The 18,210-nt window shown below is 52.9% G+C and carries 15 protein-coding genes and 1 pseudogene; 5 read left to right on the top strand and 11 right to left on the bottom strand.

What is annotated here, in order from left to right; genetic code table 11:
- Positions 1-255: 255 nt before the first annotated feature.
- The 4 genes from ABWV79_RS14255 to ABWV79_RS14240 all read right to left on the bottom strand — a co-directional run bounded on the left by ABWV79_RS14255 (position 256) and on the right by ABWV79_RS14240 (position 3,942).
- Complete coding sequence (locus tag ABWV79_RS14255) at positions 256-1,182, bottom strand: glycosyltransferase family 2 protein (RefSeq protein WP_353392690.1); 927 nt, start codon at positions 1,180-1,182, stop codon at positions 256-258.
- 1 nt (position 1,183) lies between these two features.
- A complete protein-coding gene (locus ABWV79_RS14250) occupies positions 1,184-2,149 on the bottom strand; it encodes a glycosyltransferase family 2 protein (RefSeq protein WP_353392689.1) in 966 nt (321 codons plus the stop codon).
- Positions 2,150-2,186: 37 nt separating this feature from the next.
- Positions 2,187-3,068: a sulfotransferase family protein gene (locus ABWV79_RS14245; RefSeq protein WP_170355796.1), complete on the bottom strand. Its 882-nt coding sequence runs from the start codon at positions 3,066-3,068 to the stop codon at positions 2,187-2,189.
- Between the two features lie 73 nt (positions 3,069-3,141).
- Complete coding sequence (locus ABWV79_RS14240) at positions 3,142-3,942, bottom strand: WecB/TagA/CpsF family glycosyltransferase (RefSeq protein ID WP_170355795.1); 801 nt, start codon at positions 3,940-3,942, stop codon at positions 3,142-3,144.
- Positions 3,943-4,208: 266 nt separating this feature from the next.
- Here ABWV79_RS14240 and ABWV79_RS14235 point away from each other — a divergent pair.
- A pseudogene (locus ABWV79_RS14235) lies at positions 4,209-4,544 on the top strand (Wzz/FepE/Etk N-terminal domain-containing protein); the annotation flags it as partial.
- Between the two features lie 336 nt (positions 4,545-4,880).
- The gene (locus ABWV79_RS14230) at positions 4,881-6,443 is read left to right on the top strand and encodes an AAA family ATPase (RefSeq protein WP_353392903.1); all 1,563 of its coding nucleotides are present in this window, start codon (positions 4,881-4,883) and stop codon (positions 6,441-6,443) included.
- Positions 6,444-6,563: 120 nt separating this feature from the next.
- Here the strand turns inward: ABWV79_RS14230 and ABWV79_RS14225 are convergent, their stop codons facing one another.
- The 4 genes from ABWV79_RS14225 to ABWV79_RS14210 all read right to left on the bottom strand — a co-directional run bounded on the left by ABWV79_RS14225 (position 6,564) and on the right by ABWV79_RS14210 (position 10,948).
- Positions 6,564-7,868, bottom strand: coding sequence for a polysaccharide biosynthesis/export family protein (locus ABWV79_RS14225; protein ID WP_353392688.1), 1,305 nt, complete (start codon positions 7,866-7,868; stop codon positions 6,564-6,566).
- A 42-nt stretch (positions 7,869-7,910) separates the two neighbouring features.
- Positions 7,911-8,615, bottom strand: a complete 705-nt coding sequence (locus tag ABWV79_RS14220) for a sugar transferase (RefSeq protein WP_353392686.1) — start codon at positions 8,613-8,615, stop codon at positions 7,911-7,913.
- A 390-nt stretch (positions 8,616-9,005) separates the two neighbouring features.
- Positions 9,006-9,236: a hypothetical protein gene (locus ABWV79_RS14215; RefSeq protein ID WP_170746523.1), complete on the bottom strand. Its 231-nt coding sequence runs from the start codon at positions 9,234-9,236 to the stop codon at positions 9,006-9,008.
- A gap of 284 nt (positions 9,237-9,520) precedes the next feature.
- Positions 9,521-10,948 (bottom strand): oligosaccharide flippase family protein, encoded by a 1,428-nt coding sequence (locus ABWV79_RS14210; RefSeq protein WP_353392684.1) that lies wholly within the window; start codon positions 10,946-10,948, stop codon positions 9,521-9,523.
- A gap of 395 nt (positions 10,949-11,343) precedes the next feature.
- Between ABWV79_RS14210 and ABWV79_RS14205 the strand changes: the two genes are divergently transcribed.
- The 3 genes from ABWV79_RS14205 to ABWV79_RS14195 all read left to right on the top strand — a co-directional run bounded on the left by ABWV79_RS14205 (position 11,344) and on the right by ABWV79_RS14195 (position 14,927).
- Complete coding sequence (locus tag ABWV79_RS14205) at positions 11,344-12,546, top strand: O-antigen ligase family protein (RefSeq protein ID WP_353392682.1); 1,203 nt, start codon at positions 11,344-11,346, stop codon at positions 12,544-12,546.
- 187 nt (positions 12,547-12,733) lie between these two features.
- Positions 12,734-13,648 (top strand): glucose-1-phosphate cytidylyltransferase, encoded by a 915-nt coding sequence (gene rfbF, locus ABWV79_RS14200; RefSeq protein ID WP_353392680.1) that lies wholly within the window; start codon positions 12,734-12,736, stop codon positions 13,646-13,648.
- A 109-nt stretch (positions 13,649-13,757) separates the two neighbouring features.
- Entirely contained in the window at positions 13,758-14,927 is a 1,170-nt protein-coding gene (locus ABWV79_RS14195; protein WP_353392679.1) for a glycosyltransferase, read from the top strand.
- A gap of 248 nt (positions 14,928-15,175) precedes the next feature.
- On the opposite strand, the gene rfbC is transcribed toward ABWV79_RS14195, so the two are convergent.
- The 3 genes from rfbC to ABWV79_RS14180 are packed head-to-tail and all read right to left on the bottom strand — an operon-like array spanning position 15,176 to position 18,199.
- Positions 15,176-15,709 carry a dTDP-4-dehydrorhamnose 3,5-epimerase gene (gene rfbC, locus ABWV79_RS14190; RefSeq protein WP_353392677.1) on the bottom strand — a complete coding sequence of 178 codons (534 nt, stop codon included), beginning with the start codon at positions 15,707-15,709 and terminating at the stop codon, positions 15,176-15,178.
- A 31-nt stretch (positions 15,710-15,740) separates the two neighbouring features.
- Positions 15,741-17,090: a UDP-glucose dehydrogenase family protein gene (locus ABWV79_RS14185; protein ID WP_353392676.1), complete on the bottom strand. Its 1,350-nt coding sequence runs from the start codon at positions 17,088-17,090 to the stop codon at positions 15,741-15,743.
- Positions 17,090-18,199, bottom strand: coding sequence for an NAD-dependent epimerase/dehydratase family protein (locus ABWV79_RS14180; RefSeq protein WP_353392675.1), 1,110 nt, complete (start codon positions 18,197-18,199; stop codon positions 17,090-17,092). The genes ABWV79_RS14185 and ABWV79_RS14180 overlap by 1 nt, the downstream gene beginning before the upstream one ends.
- Between the last annotated feature and the right edge of the window lie 11 nt (positions 18,200-18,210).

The following is an 18,210-nucleotide window of genomic DNA, read 5'->3' as shown; positions in this document are numbered from 1 at the left end:
GGCGACCATACAACTCGGTCACTAGCGGTCACTTCAACAGATTCAGGTGCTGCCAATTTGGTATCAACAAGAGTGAGCTGGATAGTACTTGCGCCAATAAACCCAACACTATCTTCTGTCACATGCTGTCGCGCCTGAGCACGAACCGGCGCGGCCCCAGCCCAAAAAAGCCCTGCCAAACAGGTGCTTTGCAACAAAAACATACGCCGAGACAAAGCCATTGATCATGCGTCCCCTTCTGATCATTCGCCTATCTTACACCCTTCGATCCAAACTGCGAACGAAGCGCCAGATCAATTTCGGGCGAAACAAGCTGTCCGGGTACATGATCACGCCACATAAGCCTTCGAACAAGGCGACGGGTTTGCGCCCATACAGGTACTGATTTCGGACACCCGACCAAAACGCATCTATGTGCCGCGCACGTAAAAGAAAACGCAAACGCGCGCCGAATTCTTTTTGCATCTCAGGATTAACCGCAATCTTCTTGACGCAAGGCACCTGCTGCACAAACAGCGAACTGCGTGTTTTGAAATTCGCCCCGTTTGCGACCTGACGGTAATACAACAAAGCCGGGCCTCGGATCACGCTGAATTGGCCATGCAGCAAGACACGGCACCAGAATTCCCAATCTTCCCCGGCGGTCAGGTCTTCGTCATATCCTCCGGACAGCCGTGCCACCTCGGTGCGCAGGGCAAGCGCGCCTCCGTTTACGACGAAGTTCTTTTTCAACAAGGCAGGCAGTTGTTCCCCGTCCGGTACCAGCGACCTGTTATCGGCACCGCGCAGATGTTCACCATCGACATTAATACGCTGGACGCCCGCCAGCGCACCGATTGCGTCAGAACCTTCGAGAGCGTCCTTGTAAAACAGCAGCCCATCAGCATGCAGCAGATCATCCGCATCCAGGAATAACACGTAGACACCACGCGCCAGACTTAGACCCAAGTTTCGCGCGGCGCTAACACCCTTGGCCGGCCCGACAACTGGAATGAAACGCGGGTCGCGACCGGCAAACTCTTCGATGATGCCCCGAGTTCCGTCGGACGAGCCGTCGTCAATACAAAGAACCTCGAAATCTGCGAAGGTCTGGGCAATAAGGCTTTGAAACGTTTCTTCGATGAAACGTTCCATGTTGCGTGCGGGAATAACCACCGAAAACACCGGGTTTGCCTGCTGCATGTCAACGCCCCCCTATGCGATCGACCTGAACGGCCGCCGCGCTATATTCGGAAAAGGTTAATCGCGCCATCGCCGCCAGCATTCCCGCACCACGACAGACTTCAAGAACACCCCGATACATCCTTGCTCTGGAGCCGAAACCCAAACACAGGCACAAGGTTGCCCCCCACCCGATGGCCCCGACGCCTTTGACCATCCGTAGAACCACCCCCTGACGCCGGATCAACGCGATGCGCCCCAATGTATTGCCTTTGCGGAACCAACGTCGGCTTAGCCAACGCATGGTGGTCCTGTTTTCCGGGACATCATCCCAAACCAGCGCATCGGCTGCAGACCGGATCATGCCGCCCGTTTGCTTTAACCGCGAAAAGAACTCTTCATCCTCGCCTCCGGTCGTGTTGAAGCGCATGTCGAACCGCAGGCCATGCGCCCGAATGACCGCAGCATCCGCGATCGAGTTGTTCGTTGCAGCAGAAGGTAACTGAGCCCGATGTTCATAAGGCCCCATTTGAAACAGCCCTAGTGCGTCCACCCAATCTGGTGGTTTTTGCCGATATTTGGGCTGGACTGCGCCCTGCACAGCAACCGTCTCGGGTGTTTCAATCACATCAAGCATGCGCGCCAACCAAGTAGGAGAGGCCGTTTCGTCATCGTCCAGAAAGGCGAAATACCTTGCATCATATGGGGCCTCAGCCAGAGACCGGTTGCGCGCCGAAACAATGCCGCGCTCGTGCTCGATCACGTAGATCACCGGCCAAAGGCTAAGCCCCTGTATGTCGCCCAACTGGGATTGTGCTGTTTCATCCGGCGCGTTGTCCGCGATGACCAGCGTGATCCGGACATTCCAACCGTCCAGATCCTGCGCATTCAGGCTTTCGATCAGCATTTTCAGCCCATGCGGTCGCCGATAAGTCGCAATGCAAATCGCGACATGCAGAATGGGGTCTTGCTGAACCTTAGCGCACATTTTCAAACGCCCCAACTGGTTGGAAGAACCCCATGACTCACCCTTGGGATTCGGAACGGTCAGCAAACACGTCCCGCCATGTCGGCCACGGCAAGACATCCCGACCAGCTTGTTGGGCCACATATTCCATGTCCGGCGTGAACTGACTTGCCAGGCGCTGCCGCGTTTCCGGCATCGGCGGTGCCACTTTGGTTTTCAGGTGCTGCCTGTTCATCGACAGCGCCTGTTTCAATCCCGGCAATTCCTTCAGGGAACTTACCAGACCCGGCATGCCCAACGAACGGATTGTATCGCCGCCATATCGGAGTGTTTTTTGCACCCCGGGCATCCTATACGTGATGCTTTCATGGTGGCGGGCGCCTAGGGACACGGGGTTGGCCTCGGCCGCTACGCCAAGGTGGTCGCAAACTTTGTCATAGGTGCCACGAGGATCGGCGGAAATATCCTCGGAGAACAGCAACAGCAGCGCATCTCGATCAAAATGGGCAAGCCAACTTTCCAGATTGGCCTTGTAGTGACTTTGAAGCGCATAGGCAGGGTTTTGCGCCCATGCGGTCTCGAACGAAGTTGCCGGATCAATGTGGCCCTTGCGTATTTCGTGCATATGGTTCGAAAACGCCCGCTCGATCGGATCACGCAAAATGCAGATCAGTTTGAGATCTTTGTTGTAGGCCCGTGCCCTCTGAGCTGCGTCGCGACTGAAAAAATAGGTGGGCGAACACTCACCCCTGATACGGCCCTCAGAATTGTCGTCGAAACAGGATTCGTACCACGTGTACCCTCGGTCATAATTTGCGGTGAAAAAGTTCAGCTCTTTCGTTTCGCTGGTTACCACGTCCGGGTGTTCCGCGAGGACATGATGCAGCCATGTTGTCGCGGCTTTTTGCGCGCCAATGCCAATAAATCCGACTTTCGCCACTTTAAAACACCTTCCAACTCATCAACAGAACCCGCCCGACGACTTGAAATACGAAATACGCCGGCGGTGTGTGTTATTGCCGTCGCAATCGCCGGGATATGTCTTTTCTCAGAACAATACTCAGCGCGTGCGGAATGGTGTGCACATACCTTTTGATCAGGTATCGCGGACCAGTTGCAATTCGGTGCAGCCATTCCAGCCCCGACTTTTGCATCCACAAAGGCGCCCGAGCGTAATCACCAACTATGTAATGATAACACCCGCCACAGGTCACAATCCAAGCGCAGTTTTCCAACTTTGGAGCAATGCGCGCAGCGAAATATTGCTCTTTCGGCTTACCCAACCCAACCCAAAGAATATCCGCGCCGCTCGCATTGATATCTTCGATAATGGCATCTTCTTCGCTTTCGTCGAAGTACCCATTGCGCCGTCCGGCAATTTTCAAACCGGGATACAAATCCTTGAGTTTTTCAGTACAGTCGCGGTTTATTTCTTCGACGCCGCCCAACAAATAAAAACTTAGATCATTCTTCACTGCGACTTTTGCCGCCGAATGAATAAAGTCAGTGGTCGCAGTTCGTTCGGGGATTCGGGGTTGGCCCTTAATGAACTTGGAGGCCCAGACAACAATCTGGCCGTCCGCATGAACAATATCGGCAGAGTTCATGACCTTTGTGAACCGTTCATCCGTGGAATACGCGGAAATTGCATGCGCATTGGACGAAAACACCGTCAACGCACGGCCCAGCTGTCCTGACCTACGTTGCTTCACGTCTTCCACCATGGCTGACGTGAGTTCTTCGTCACTTGCAACTGCGACAGGCATTCCACCCACCAAAATATGCGGCAAACGCATTTCGGCATGTTTACTCATAATCAGTCGTCCCTAAAAACAAAGGTAGATACTAGGTACGGCGTAAGGTTAGCAGGCGTAGTGATTCTTACTATTAAATTTGGCTCTGAAACCCGGATTGCGGGCGAATTAACCTAAGTTAAGACTATTCTTATCACGTTATCTCGACTTTTAGCATCAATAGTTAAAATTTTAGTCTATTGTTCGCGCAATTGCAGATTTTTCTGTTGAATGCCCCCCTCTCGGCTTATGTTTCAAGATATAGATATTTAGTTTGTTTGTGAGTTATGACCGATCAGTACCGAAGAAGTTTGGATGCGGAACTATCAGGACTGGGACTGACCTCGGCAGGCGACCCGGAGCTTAGGGTTCTGTCAAACATTGCCTGGGCAATCCGGCGTTCTTTGTTTTGGGTACTATGCTTAGGCTTCATGGCGGCAGTTGTGGCCTATGCCCTGACGTATCTGTCGGTTTCAAAATATACGTCGAACGCCAAAGTAATGATCGAAACCCGCGTTCAGACGGAAACTGAATTCACACCGCAAGTATCCGGTTTGCCCTTGTCGCTAACTTCCCTTGAAAGCGAACTGGTCTTATTGCGCTCGACTGACTTGATAGAAACTGTCGTTGACCGGTTGGAGTTGCAGAACGACCCCGAGTTTTCAGGGCAAGACGAAGCTATTTCGTTGTCTCCGATTGATCTGGCACGGGGGCTGAAAGACCAGCTGGTCGCCTACCTTGTTGGAGAAGACAACGAGCTGGCGACCGGCGGTGAAGGTCAGCCAGAACTGGACCTGACGCGAGAAACCACCATAAAAAACCTGCAAGACTCAAGAAGTGTTGAACAGATTGGCGATCTTTCGGCGGTTTACGAAATTCGGGTAACCTCGGAATCTCCGCAAAAAGCGGCGTTAATCGCAAACAGTCTGGCCAGTGAATATATGACGCTTTTGACCAGAATGAAGCGCGACGACCTTGTGCAATCGCAGCAATGGCTTGCCACCCGGATCGGTCAAATACGCGAGGACCTGAACACGCTCAGCTCGGATCTCGAGGCGCACTCGATTGATACCCCCTTCACTCCGGACGAATACGCGACAATCAAGGCGCAGAGAATTAAGGCCGAAAAACGAGCAGCTCTGGTTGGTGATGAACTGTTCGAGATCGACGGGAAGTTAAAGACCCTGCGTTTCCTGAAAAGCAATGATCAACTGATTGAGGCGGTCGAGTTCGCGACAGAGACCGGGCTGATGTCCCAAGTTCCGGGCAAGGCCCTCGACTCTAAGGAAAGCGTTGCGGTGCTCGAAGATGCCCAAAATGCTGCAGGACGCAGATCTGACGTTCTGAAAGGGCAACTTGCGGCATTGAATCTCACTATCGAAAACTTCAAGGAACAACAGGTTCGTCAAGTTCAGCACGATTCAGTCACCAAGAGAATTGAAAACGAAATTTTGGTCGCTGAAGCAATCTATCGGGATTTTGTTTCTCAGCTTGGCCGTCGTGCAGAGCAAGGAGAGTACCTGGACGCTGGCGCGCATATTATCGAAACCGCGCGGGTTCCCGTTGAGCCTTCCGAACCACGGCGCTCCGTTACTGCGCTTATGGTCATGTTCGTGGTTGTTTTCTTTGGGTTGGCATATGTTGTTATTCGCGAACTATTCCAAAAACGCCTGAGAACGACTTACGAACTTGAAAACACCACTGGCATCAAGTTGTCGGCGATTGTGCCAGAAATGAAACGGAACCGTCCGTTCGAAACATTTTTTACAAAGAACGGTAAGATCGATTCCCAGCTTCTTCACTACGGGCGCAAACTTTTGGCGAACGCCGATTTTGGCTTACGAACACTTCGCCAGGATGGGGAATTGTCGACGTCTCAAGCTGCTGAGTTTTTTTCGAAGAGTCTGGACATAAAAAGCAACCATCGTACTCCGGAAAACGGGTGCATGATCTTTTCAGGCGCAACCGCGCTGGCGGATGAAGGCAAGACCTCTACGCTTCTACTGCTTGGTGCTGTCGGTGCCCAGGCGGGGTATCGAACATTGATCGTGGATTGCGACACAGTAACATCGACTTATCGAGACCTGTCTCAAGTCACCGAAGAGTCTCTGAAATACGCTGCCAACCACCCGTTATCTCTGCAGGATTTCATAGTTGGAACACCACAGGACGGGTTGGATGTTCTTCCCCTTGTCGGAACGCAAAAGGACACCAAACTGATCAAGTCCGTTGAGGATTTTCTGTGTTCTCAAACTTTCCTGAACCTACTGCATGGGTTGGCGGATTCATACGAGGTCATTCTGTTGGACACGCCACCACTTTTGCAGGCCGTGGAGTCCGCCTATCTTTCTCAGGTGTCGCAGCGTGTCATTCTGTTCACGCGCTGGAACAAGACTGACAGAAACTATGTTATGCAGGCAATGCGTGAGCTGGAAAATGCAGGGGTACGTCCGGCTGCCTTGGTCGCAACTCGCGTGGATATGAAGCAAATTAGAAAATATGGCGATCCGCTAATGGCTTAAGCCGGGTTAGCCGGTGGTTTCAAGCGTGCAGAACGTCTGCCGTCGTGAGTTTGAATGCGACCTGCCGATAAACACAGTTTAGCCAGTTTCGGTTCAGCACAAGGCCGGAAGAGAACGCGATCACTCCGTCAGCGGAGGCTCCGGCGCGATTTCCTGGACCGAGATCTCAAGGCTATCCCCAGGCAGCAACTGAGTCAGCTTGTCGACCTCTCGGGATTGCAACTGGCCATCTACCATCCGAAAAACGGTAACGGTGTAGTCGATATCCATAATCAGGCTTTCAGTACCGATTTCATCCGAGGCGCCCGCAAGATACTTCGAAATAGTGTCCATCTGATGCCGCGCGTCGCGAACATCCAAAGTAGCCGCCCTTCGTTCCTGAAGCAGCCGCAACGATCGCTCTTGTTCGTATTGCTCTTGGTCCCGTATCAGCCGGGTCATGATCAGACTTGTGCCCGCGAGGTCTTCCTCGACATCCAAAAGGCGGGTCGCTGAAAGAACGGTCGTACGCCGCGTATCAGCCAAACGGGACCCAGGAGCCAGACCTTTGTCGACCAGGCTGACGACTCTTGCTTCTTCCTCTTCGTCAGCCTTCAGCGCCTTGGCCAATTCGGTCTTTTGCTCTTCGAGAATCCGAATTCTTTCAGAAGCCTGTTTTTTTGCATTCGTGAAAAATTCCCGCTCACCGGCTTCATTTTCCTGGTTGATTTTCCGGATTCTGATTTGCTCGGCCACCAATTCACTCAGAACTTTAGGTGATACCGAAACCGCAGTTTCCACCGGAGGCAGCAAGTCCATGTCCTGAGCAATCTCGGACGAGGCACGCCACGCCGTAACAATACCTTCTGCATGTTTTAGTGCTGCTTGTCCGTAAGCGGTTTGCCATCGCAGCAATTGAATAGGATCAATGGTGATATCGTCAGTCAGCAGGCGGCTTCGGACACCACCGGCCAAAGCCACGGCCTCGCGCGCGGTTATTGCCACCCGAAAATCGATTTGACCGGTTTGCGCAACATCGCCCCCTACAATAATCGGCCGGTAGCCGTTGCGCACGATTTCAATCTCATCGCCGTCCAGCTGGATAATGTAGATCTCGCCGTTCTGGTCGTATTGCTTGACGATTTTTCCGGCCGCATCCAGTCGGACGAGTTGTTCAAGTTCATCCGTGGACCTGCCCTGAGCTTGAAACTGTCCCAACCATTTTAAATTGACATCCCCATGCGCATCTATGGTCGCGTCAAAGGACAGATCCTCGAGCCCGGTGAAGGCGACAGTCACTTCGTCCCCCGGCTCAAGATCAAAATCTGCGGCTGCTGTGGTCGCCACCAACTGGCTAAGGGACAAGCCCAATATCACTCCGGAGACCAAGCGAATGGCTTTAGCCCGTTGCACGCCGCAGTCGCCGTTTCTTTCGTCGCGTTTCATTTCAAAATATCTCTTACCGAAAAACACCGTGACACGCCGCAGTCAGCAGCCGGTACCGTTGCAAACCGCCCCAACGGTTCGAACCAGTATCTTAAGGTCAAACCAAAGGCTGATCTTCCGCGAATAGTCGCTGTCAAAAATCGCGCGATGCGAGAATCCAACGTCGTTGCGTTCGGAAACCTGCCAAAGTCCGGTAATGCCCGGTTTCATCAGATTGTACTCCTTCCCGGGATACATCTTCTGCTGTTCAGGCAGCATTGGACGTGGTCCAACAAGGCTCATGTCACCAATCAAAACATTCCATAGCTGAGGCAGTTCATCCAAGGAGGTCGTGCGGATAAATCGCCCGAGTTTCGTCACCCTTGGGTCGTCGTCCAACTTTTGCTTTGTTTCCCATTCGGACGCAAAGTTAGGATTATCGTCTAAATGTTTCTGAAGAAGCTGATCGGCGTTAGGCACCATCGAGCGAAACTTCAAAAAGTCGAATTCCCTGCCACCCAATCCAATGCGCTTTTGCCGGTAGATGACAGACCCCCCCTCAAGCTTGATCATAAGGGCAATTAAACCCATCAACGGAAGGACAAATGGGGCACCAATCACAACCAGAAAAACATCCAGAATGCGCTTCCCTTTTACGGCATAAAAGCTCTTCAAACTGTCTTTGTCACTCTCAAGCTGCACAGAAGCTTGATTATTTTGATAAATTTCAGCGTCTTCTAATTGGAAAGAACCTCGAAGTTGGTTCATGGTAACCCCCAAAACTAGCACTTTCGGACAACGGCCACATCGACGGAGCATTCTTCAAACAAAATGCACCCGAGAAACGCCTGGACCCAAATGGCTCACGACGTTCCAGCAAACCTAATTTTCGCTCAATAGATTCGAGGTCACGCGCAGGGTTGCGCGTTTACCCACCCATTATATTCTCCCGACTCACTAAAAAACGTGGTCAGAATTGTAGCCCCACAAGATGATCGCACTTCTGACGAGGCGAAACAACTTTTTTGTTATTAATTGACAAAGCGGATAGGCTCAGCTGCCTGAATTTTCCGCAAAATCCGTGCGCCGACGGTTCGCAGGACGATGTAGAATTTTTTTTGCTCGAAGAGTCAGATTAGCTAATCGTACAATACGCCGTCAGGCATTGCGACCAGAAGAGTTTTCGGTTTTCATCTGCACTTTACGCGTGAATTTTTCACGCAACTTTACGTTGAACGCAAAATTAAGACCCGCGATCAGAACCGGAGCACAACATCCGATGAACAAGCTGGTCAACGCAGCTGATCCAATGGTCGTTCCGGAAATAAGAAATGCTACAAAACACATTGCGGCGATCAACGGACCTGCCAGTAAGTAGACTGCTAGCATTGTTCTCTAAGCTCTTGCTCTTGGTGTTTCGCGTATTTTACTCTGCCTATCATGCGCCTCAAATGTGCGTTTTTTGGGGCATCCACTCACCAATATAGGTCAGTGAATCCTTTCGTTATGCTTTGACACATAATTTTGAAGCTGGTGTCATATTACCATCATATCTCTGGAACAACGACTCATCCGGCACAAAAAACCAAAATACGCAGCGTCGTTAGGCAAAATTGTGCCACCCAATATTATTGAGCTTTGCGGGCATTGGTTAAGAAGCTGTTAATAATACGCTATTTCAAAGAGGGAAATTCGCCGATGTTCAGCCCGCGCCTGATTTTTGCGACGACAACAAGAGCGGCGGTTTGTTTTACGGCCACAAGAGTGGCAAACATCGCCACTGCGGCAAGGGTCAACAAGCCAAGTTGAACCGGCAAGCCCGATGACGAGTTGGCCACTAACCCCAATGGAACAAAGGCAACGATCCCGGCGATCGCCTTGTAGATTTCAGGCGCTGGCACAGTGACCGGATCAATTTTGCGGCCGAAATACTGATAGGCCATAAAACTCAGGAGGGCGCTCAGTGCAAAGGCAAGAGCGGCGCCTCGCGCGCCCAAGAGCTCGATGATTAAGTAAGACAGGATCACATGCGCTATCAGGGCACAGCAGGTTATGGTCAGTTGCAACCCCGTCCGTTTCGCCCGCGTGAAAGAAAAGCTGATATAGGCACCCTGAAGCCCGAAAATAAACGAACCAAGCGTCAAAATCCGAAGGTATTCTGAAGAATTCTCGACAAAATCAGCCTCGAACAGAAGACTGGCCAATACCTCAGGAGCGCAGATCAGCGCCGCAGCAAGGGGAATCGACACCAGCATCAAGAACGAAAAGTAACGCTCCAGATAAGCGTTCGAGCTTGCGGTGCCATGCTTTTCCTGCATTTCAAAGACAGAGGGCGCGACAACGCGCATTATGGTGCTCATCAGTAGCCCCAAGGTTCGTGTAGCCAGTGCCTGCGCAGCGGCGAAGTATCCGGCAACCTCTAACCCGGCCAACGCAGCCAAAAGAGATTGCGACGACATCGCGAAAAACGTTGAGCTTGACGCAACCACGGCCAGCGGAAAACCGAACCACAGGTAGGTTTTTATTGCGCTGAGCTGTGGCCAGGCGATACCAGACTTCTTCAACGCGATACCCAGCGCATAGGCACCCGTCAGCGCAGCCCCCAGTGACATCCCGATCACCGCGCTTTTGTACCCCCCGCCACTTAGCACAAGCCCGATCGCGAAGGCCACGCCAAGCGCATGACGCAGCAGGGTGACCGCAGCGAATTTCGGGCCTTCATGATACAGTCGAAGGCACGTTGTTCCCACTTCGTGCATTGCCAGACTGACGCTGAAGATCGCAGCGTAAAACAGCCCGTCCACCCATGCTCCCGGCAAAATCAAGGAAGCAATTACGGAAACGACCAACACCATGACCGACAAGATCGCGCCCGCGCCCAGGGTCATTGCAATCGTGGTACCTTCGAATTCCTTAGCATGGTGGAATCGGCTGATCGCGATAACCAGCCAGAGAAACGTAAACGAGAACAGAATAGTCCCCAGTAACATTGTCAGATTGTACCTGGCAAAATCTGCCGGCCCCAAAACACGGGTAATTACGACTAGGATCGCCACCACAAAAACTGCGGACAGGATTCTGGGAACAAAGAACCAAGTCATCGAGACCGGCACCCTGTGGTCGCCTCTTTGAAACTCATTAGAACCTAACTGCCGTGATCAGGCACTTACACGACTCATAAACAACTGCACTGGAATTGCAGCAAGGATGGAGCCCTCCTTTTGACCTGTCAACTTTCCCCCTGGCTCGAGCAGGCAAAGTGGGCTCTGAACCAGACTTGAACGAGCGTTCTAGGGACCGACCCGTTTCGATTGAGTTCACGAAGATAGACAAGGCGTGGGGTGGTTAGTACGCTTTCCCAGCCTGAGCCGTCTATTGGAGCTTGTAGGCCACTTTTAGTCCGAACCCCGAATCGTGCCTTGACCCTATGAAAGCAACATACCGCACATTTTCGAGCCAGACCCTGGATGGGAGCACATTCCATCAGGTCGTATTAATGGTGTGCCAGGTTCTGATCGTTCTGACGGGAACTGGGCTCTTGTCCATCGTGCTGTGGCAAAACTCGCTGGCGAATAAAATCGAAATCCTATCTCTGGCGCCGATGCTTGCAATCACGTGCCTCTACTATCGGCATTTGCTCCGGGGGGCCGTCGCATCACCCGAGATCGTGTTGATTGTGATCCTTGCTGCAGCATCAGTGACGTGGAGCACCTATCCCGACGAGTCTTTGGAACGCAGCATTCCGCTAATCGTAACAACCGCATTCGGCCTGGCCATGGGCAGTATGATGTCGCTGCGAGGGTTGCTTTTATTCATTGCGACATTTTTCGGCTTATCAATGGTGCTGGCAATGGGGGCAATCATTGCGTTCCCGCAAGCAAGGGGTATCCCGCCGTGGGGGGACACTTGGAATGGGATCTATATGCACAAAAATGGGCTTGGGGCAGCGGCCACAGCTGCCTTGTTGTCTTGCACCTATGCAGTGAAAACACTTACGGGAAAACTGAAAACTCTGTTTGTTTTGCTAACGTTGCTATCCCTGTTTCTGCTTATTGCATCAGAATCCAGAACCTCTCAGATCCTGGCTGTGGTGACGATGTCTGCACTTTTTTTACGCGGCCTCTTCCCAAATCGCGAAATCATGTGGGCCATCTGCTTCATACTAATCTCGCTGTTTTTGGTGGGCGTGACTGCATTTGTTCTGACATCGACTGTCGCAGAGCCTTTGTTCGCGCTGATCGGGCGCAAGCCAACACTTTCGGACCGTATTCCGCTGTGGGAAATCGTATGGCCTTACGCGATGGACAGGTTTTGGCTGGGATACGGCTATGTCGCGCATTGGTACGAAGACGCACCGTACTTACGCATTTACTTCATCAAACTGGCGTTTCAGCCTTTCTATTCCCACAATGGCCTGATTGAAACTTTCCTGAATGTCGGATTTGTCGGCGTTGTTTTGTTTTTTCTTGCGCTCATGCGGTTCTTCTACGCGATTTTCTACAGCCTGTGGTTCATCCAGAACCGCGACTCGATCGCCTTCACCCTAGTTCTTGGGATGATGTTCGTCTTTGGCAACATAACTGAAAGTTTTATTCTGGAGAGGCTTTCCGCCACTTGGATGTTTTTCGTGGCTTATGCGACCAAGATGAACTTGATCGTTAAAACCGTGCGCACTGGTCAAGCTTCAGCCCAACAATAGAATTCACTCGGCGCGTTTCCGTTATGGAAATAATATTGCATATTTTGCGCAATGTTTCCGAAAACTGCTTCTGCAATCGCGCTTTAATCTTGCGGGAAGATTGACAGCAACCCGCCAAGTGTTGTCGACTTTGAATATTGAAAATTCGAGTCTTTTTCTAATCTTAGGAACTTTTGGGGAGGCCCAATTGAAGACAGCAATATTTGCAGGTGGCAAAGGATCCCGCCTGATCGAAGAAACCCGCATCCGCCCCAAGCCTCTGGTTGAAATCGCCAACCGGCCGATCCTTTGGCATATCATGCAGCACTACTCGACCTATGGGCATCACGATTTTGTCTTGGCCCTTGGGTATATGGGCGATCTGATCAAGCAGTATATATCCGATCTATGCCAGCACGACGGAAACCTCCGAGTGGATTTCGCCAAACGCGAATTGTTCGGCGAGCCCGAATATCACAACAGTGTGCTGGACGCGCAGATGCCGCCCTGGACGGTTGATCTTATTGATACTGGGACCAATACCATGACCGGCGGGCGCCTTGCCCGACTGCAGCCTTATCTGGGCAACGAAACTTTCATGCTGACCTATGGCGACGGCGTGTCCAACGTCGACCTTGATGCGTTGCTGGCCTTCCACAGGTCACATGGCAAGCTGGCCACGATCACCATGGTACGACCCCTTACGACGTTCGGCCATTTGCAGGTCCGCGAAGATGGTTTGGTCGAAGGCTTCATGGAAAAACCCGAAACGGCCGCTGACTGGATCAATGGCGGGTTTTTCGTACTGGAACCCGAGGTGTTCGACGCAGTGGCGGACGTCAATGGCGACGAAATCATGTGGGAAGAAGGCCCTCTGCCCAAGCTGATGGAATTGGGCCAACTGATGGCCTATCGCCATTCCGGCTTTTGGTATTGCATGGATCACCTTGCCGACAAACGTCGCCTTGAAGATATGTGGAAAAGCGGCAACCGGCCCTGGGCAACCTGGGAAAACGCGAACGGCAACGCGCCCCAGGCCAAAGAAGATGGCAACGGAAAACACCGCCCCGGAATAGGCCGAGGCGGCAATCCCGGCGATTGGGTGCGATACAAGTCCCTGTGACACAAACCGCCATTCGGGCCGGGCATAGACCGTCTGTCAGAAAGGCGTTGCGACAAGGCGTTAAGCTTGGATCAGGTCCAGGTGTGCGTTGTGTGTAAGGAGTAAAAGTGTGACCAGTTCCGCAGTTTCCGCACCGGTGCGACGCGAGGTATTGATATTCTCGCAACGCAAACTCAACGCAAATATCTCTCGGTGCTCGGGCTATGAGTTCGAGGATGTCGTTGCCGAGATCGAGGACGCTCAGGTTCTGACACCGACCCGTACCAGACAACCTCGCATTCCGTTGAATCCCAAGCGATGGTTGTCCAAACGGACGGACCTTTTCCAGCACTGGCCCTCTGGTGTGCCGCAATCTCGCTTGACCAAGGATTACGATCTTTTTCTTTGCAATGTGCAAAGACCTGATGAGCTATTGGTACTGGATGCGGTACCGAACTGGCGCGACCAATGCGACACGGCAGTCTGTGTACTGGAAGAGGTTTGGAGCGGCGATATCGATCTATACACTCCGTTGATCAAGTCCCTCTCGCAATTCGACCTTATCGCCTGCGCCTTTGCCGAAACTTGCGGCATGATTCAGGATCTGACCAACACCCCCGTCATCCAGATGCCCGCCGCTGCGGATATGGTCCGGTTCGCGCCCGACTCCCTGAACGTCGATCGGCCGGTCGACATGTATTCCATGGGCAGACGCCGCGCTGAATTGCACCAGAACCTGCTTGCCGCGATCAAGCAGAGACAGGGCTTTTACATCTACGATTCTGCCACCAAACCCCCGATCACCGGCGATCATACGGTGCATCGCGATTTGCTGGCGAATCTGATTCAGCACTCAAAGCTGTTCATGGTGGATATCGCCAAGCTGGGCCATGCAGATCAAAAAGCAGGCAATATCGCCTGGGGCCCGCGACACATTGAGGGCTTTGCAGGCGGCGCCATTCAGGTCGGATACGCCCCGGATATGGAGGACTATCATCGGTTCTTCGACTGGCCCGACTCGGTCATCAGATTGCCCGAAAACCCCGATGAAGCCTTGGAAAGGATCGTGGCCCTTTGGGATGATCCCGCCGAACAGGATCGGATTCGCAGGATCAATTTTGCGCACGGCCTGCAAAAACACGACTGGATGCATCGTTGGGCGCAAGTGTTGGACCATCTTAACCTGCCCGAGCCCGACGGTATGCTAAAACGTCGTCAGCACCTTTCAGATATCGCGGGGAAACTAGGTGCAACGCAACAGGAACAGACACTGGGTCCGAATGCCTTGGCGGCCACTTGATCCATCCCATTTCTGTGGTGAAGTCGTGGGGCGGCAGGTCGCACTCAGTACCCCCTCAAAACCAGTCAAAAAACCAGAACGTGCTAAAATCAAACTTGCCGCCCACACGAGAAGAATGACATTGTGGCAAAATTGTGTCCACTCCTCGAATGGAAACTGATTGTTAACTTTTTGGAAACTATCGCTTGAAAACCGATTCGATTGATCGCTTTCAGGAATCGCGTTCGCCTGAGAAAACACTCCGCGTATCAGTCGTTTTCGATCAGCGGCCAGCTTGTGTCCTTGGCTGAAATCTCAGTCACTTCATGCGGCCACGTTATTCGTAAGGCGGGGTCGTCGTACCGAAACCCGCCCTCATCTTGCGGCGAGTAATACTCGTCTACCATGTAACTGGCGACTGAGTCTGGCTGCAGCGTTTGAAAGCCGTGTGCAAAGCCCTTGGGCACATACATGGCAAGTCCGTTCTGTGCGCTCAATTCAGCGCTGAAACTCTGCAGATAGGTCTTGGAACCGGGGCGAATATCAACAATTACATCGAACAACGCGCCCGCAACGCATCGGATCAGCTTGGTCTCTTGCGCCGGGGCGTGTTGGAAATGCAGACCACGCAAAGTCCCTGCGTCACGGCTGAGGCTCATGTTCCCCTGCACGAAATTGGTCACAAGATCCTGCGCTGCGAACTCTTGGGCGCAGAACGTCCGGGCAAAGAAGCCGCGATCATCGCCGCGCCGCTCCAACTCGATCAGATAGGCACCGGACAGAGGCGTTTCCTGAAAGATCATCGTTGTCCCCTTTCCCTTCCACTGCCGTTGGTTAGGACACCGCAGGCTGCAGACCGATACCTTCGTACCGAGAAACGCTGTCCTTGGGTATCATCCGGCGCCCGTCGATCACCAAAGGCTGTACCGTTTGACCGTTCAACAGCATGGGAAGCTCGGAAAACTCGGGCCAACGCGTGACGATCATGACTGCATCTGCCCCATTTAGAGCCTGTTTCAGATCGTCCTCATAGGTAATCCTGTCCCCGAATAATGCTTCGGCTTCATGCCGAGCAATTGGATCATAAGCGGTCACAACAGCCTCATCCGCCAACAACTCGCTGATAATGGTCAAAGCAGGGCTTTCGCGGATATCATCCGTACCCGGCTTGAAGGCCACGCCCAGAACAGTGACGTGCCGCCCGGCCAAAGCCGGGATATGCGATCTGAGCCGGTCCATCATCTGATGCGGCTGTTTGGTGTTCGTCTGGATCACCGCATTCAGCAGAGGCATAGGTGCACCTGCGTTTTCGCCATAGGCAATCAACGCTTTTACATCCTTTGGAAAGCAACTTCCGCCAAAGCCGCAACCCGCCGCCAGATAGGTTATGAACCCCGGCCAGACCCTTTCCGCGTTTTCCGGCAGGATCGGCGTGAACCGCTTGTCCAGATGCATCCCCTCCATCGCTTCGACAACGTCGACACCGACCTTGGCACAGAGATTTCCGATTTCATTCGAGAAGGAAATCAACGTCGCCAACAGAGAGTTGGCTGTATATTTGATCATTTCCGCTGTCGCCGGGTTTGTCCGCACAATGTCGACGCCGGGGAAAACCGAATAAAGCTCATCCATCACGGCGATTGCGCGACTGTCATTGCCGCCGATCACGATCCGGTCGGGATGCATGAAATCGGCAATCGCTTCACCCTCTTTCAGAAACTCGGGGTTCATACCGGTGCCGAAATCCTGGCCTGCTTTTTTGCCAGAGGCTTCCTCAAGAATGGGCGTGACCACCGTATCCGTCGTGCCGGGCACCACCGTGCTTTTGACCACCACGACATGGTAGGCGTCTTTGTCTTTTAACACCTCGCCAATCTGACGGGACACGTCGCGGATGTATTTGAGGTCAATTTCACTGCCGTCGAACGGCGTTCCAACCGCGATCAGTGAAATGTCTGAGTTGAGCACCGCTTCGCGCAGGTCTGTTGTTCCGCGCAAGGTCTTGCCAACAGTTTCGCGCAACAGCTCGGCCAGTCCGTCTTCGTGTATGGGCGGGGTACAGGCGTTGATCTGGTCGATTTTTTGCTGAACTGTGTCCACGCAAACCACATCGTGCCCTTTACCCGCAAGACAAGCGCCTGAAACCAGCCCAACATACCCTGTTCCGATAACCGAGACGCGCATCACTTATCCTCCGCCTCTTGATTGCCGCTGTACCAGAGCAGCGCACGCCGCAGGCCCTCATCCACGCCAATCTCGGGGTCATATCCGATTTCGGCGCGGGCCTTGGCGATCACCGGGCACCGGCGGTTTGGGTTGTCGACCAGATAGTCCTTGTCGTCCGAGACCTGAAACACGACCTTGCCGGAATACCCGAATTCATCCTTGGCAATCGCGGTGACACGCTCGGCCAGATTGGCCATCGAAATCTCAGGTTCTTCGATCCCGATATTATAGGCTTCACCCGGTTTTCCGTTCAGCATGATCTTGTAATAGCCACAGACCGCATCGGCGACGTAGCAAAACGTCCGGGTTGGCGCGCCATCGCTGAGCATTACGATATCGCGCCCCGCAAAGATATCGCGGGCGAAATCCGGCAAAACCCGCCGGTCCGAGATCTTAAGCCCCGGTCCATAATTGTTGAAAGGCCGCGCGATCGTGATCGGCAGGTCGTGCTGTTGCGCGAACACGACGCACAGCGTTTCTCCATACCGCTTGGATTCGTCGTAACAGGCGCGTGGGCCGGTGCAGGACACATTGCCCCGATACGTCTCGGGTGTGGGAATGTTTTCGGGGGTCGGATCGCCATAAATCTCGGAGGTTGAGTAGAACAGGAACCCTTTGATCGGTTTGCCCTTTTGAGCCTGGCTCAAAGCATATTCCAACATATACCTCAGGCCGCCAACATTCGCGTCCATCGTCTCGAGCGGGTGTTGGCGATAGTAGATCGGTGACGCGATCGAGGCCGCGTGGATGATATAGTCATAATCGCCCATATCATCCGGCAGGGGGTTCGTGATGTCATGCGTGGCCAAGGTCAGGTTGGCATCACCTTCGATCGCTTTCAGCCAATCGGGAACGCCCCGGACATAATTGTCGAAAACGGTCAACGAGATCGGCCTACGGCCGGACAGCTTGTTCCAATGCAGGACGGATTGGACAAGGTAAAATCCCAGAAACCCTGCGCCTCCGAGGATCAAGAGATTTTGACCCGACATGGCCTGAAACTCGGGCCCGATCTTGCGGGCGATATAGTCTAAATCAGCAGAAACAACATCTTGAGCAGTTTTCACGAGAGTTTTCT

Source organism: Ruegeria sp. HU-ET01832, from assembly GCF_040371315.1.
In the GTDB taxonomy this organism is placed as follows: Bacteria; Pseudomonadota; Alphaproteobacteria; order Rhodobacterales; family Rhodobacteraceae; genus Ruegeria; species Ruegeria lacuscaerulensis_A.
The sequence above is the reverse complement of the archived record's forward strand: the minus strand, read 5'-3'. Positions and strand labels throughout refer to the sequence as shown.

Excerpts from the sequence above, each read along its gene's own strand:
- ABWV79_RS14255 (WP_353392690.1), bottom strand. The coding sequence starts at position 1,182 with ATGCAGCAGGCAAACCCGGTGTTTTCGGTGGTTATTCCCGCACGCAAC.
- ABWV79_RS14250 (WP_353392689.1), bottom strand. The coding sequence starts at position 2,149 with ATGTGCGCTAAGGTTCAGCAAGACCCCATTCTGCATGTCGCGATTTGC.
- ABWV79_RS14240 (WP_170355795.1), bottom strand. The coding sequence starts at position 3,942 with ATGAGTAAACATGCCGAAATGCGTTTGCCGCATATTTTGGTGGGTGGA.
- ABWV79_RS14230 (WP_353392903.1), top strand. The coding sequence starts at position 4,881 with ATGAAGCGCGACGACCTTGTGCAATCGCAGCAATGGCTTGCCACCCGG.
- ABWV79_RS14225 (WP_353392688.1), bottom strand. The coding sequence starts at position 7,868 with ATGAAACGCGACGAAAGAAACGGCGACTGCGGCGTGCAACGGGCTAAA.
- ABWV79_RS14220 (WP_353392686.1), bottom strand. The coding sequence starts at position 8,615 with ATGAACCAACTTCGAGGTTCTTTCCAATTAGAAGACGCTGAAATTTAT.
- ABWV79_RS14215 (WP_170746523.1), bottom strand. The coding sequence starts at position 9,236 with ATGCTAGCAGTCTACTTACTGGCAGGTCCGTTGATCGCCGCAATGTGT.
- ABWV79_RS14210 (WP_353392684.1), bottom strand. The coding sequence starts at position 10,948 with ATGACTTGGTTCTTTGTTCCCAGAATCCTGTCCGCAGTTTTTGTGGTG.
- ABWV79_RS14205 (WP_353392682.1), top strand. The coding sequence starts at position 11,344 with ATGGTGTGCCAGGTTCTGATCGTTCTGACGGGAACTGGGCTCTTGTCC.
- rfbC (WP_353392677.1), bottom strand. The coding sequence starts at position 15,709 with ATGATCTTTCAGGAAACGCCTCTGTCCGGTGCCTATCTGATCGAGTTG.
- ABWV79_RS14185 (WP_353392676.1), bottom strand. The coding sequence starts at position 17,090 with ATGCGCGTCTCGGTTATCGGAACAGGGTATGTTGGGCTGGTTTCAGGC.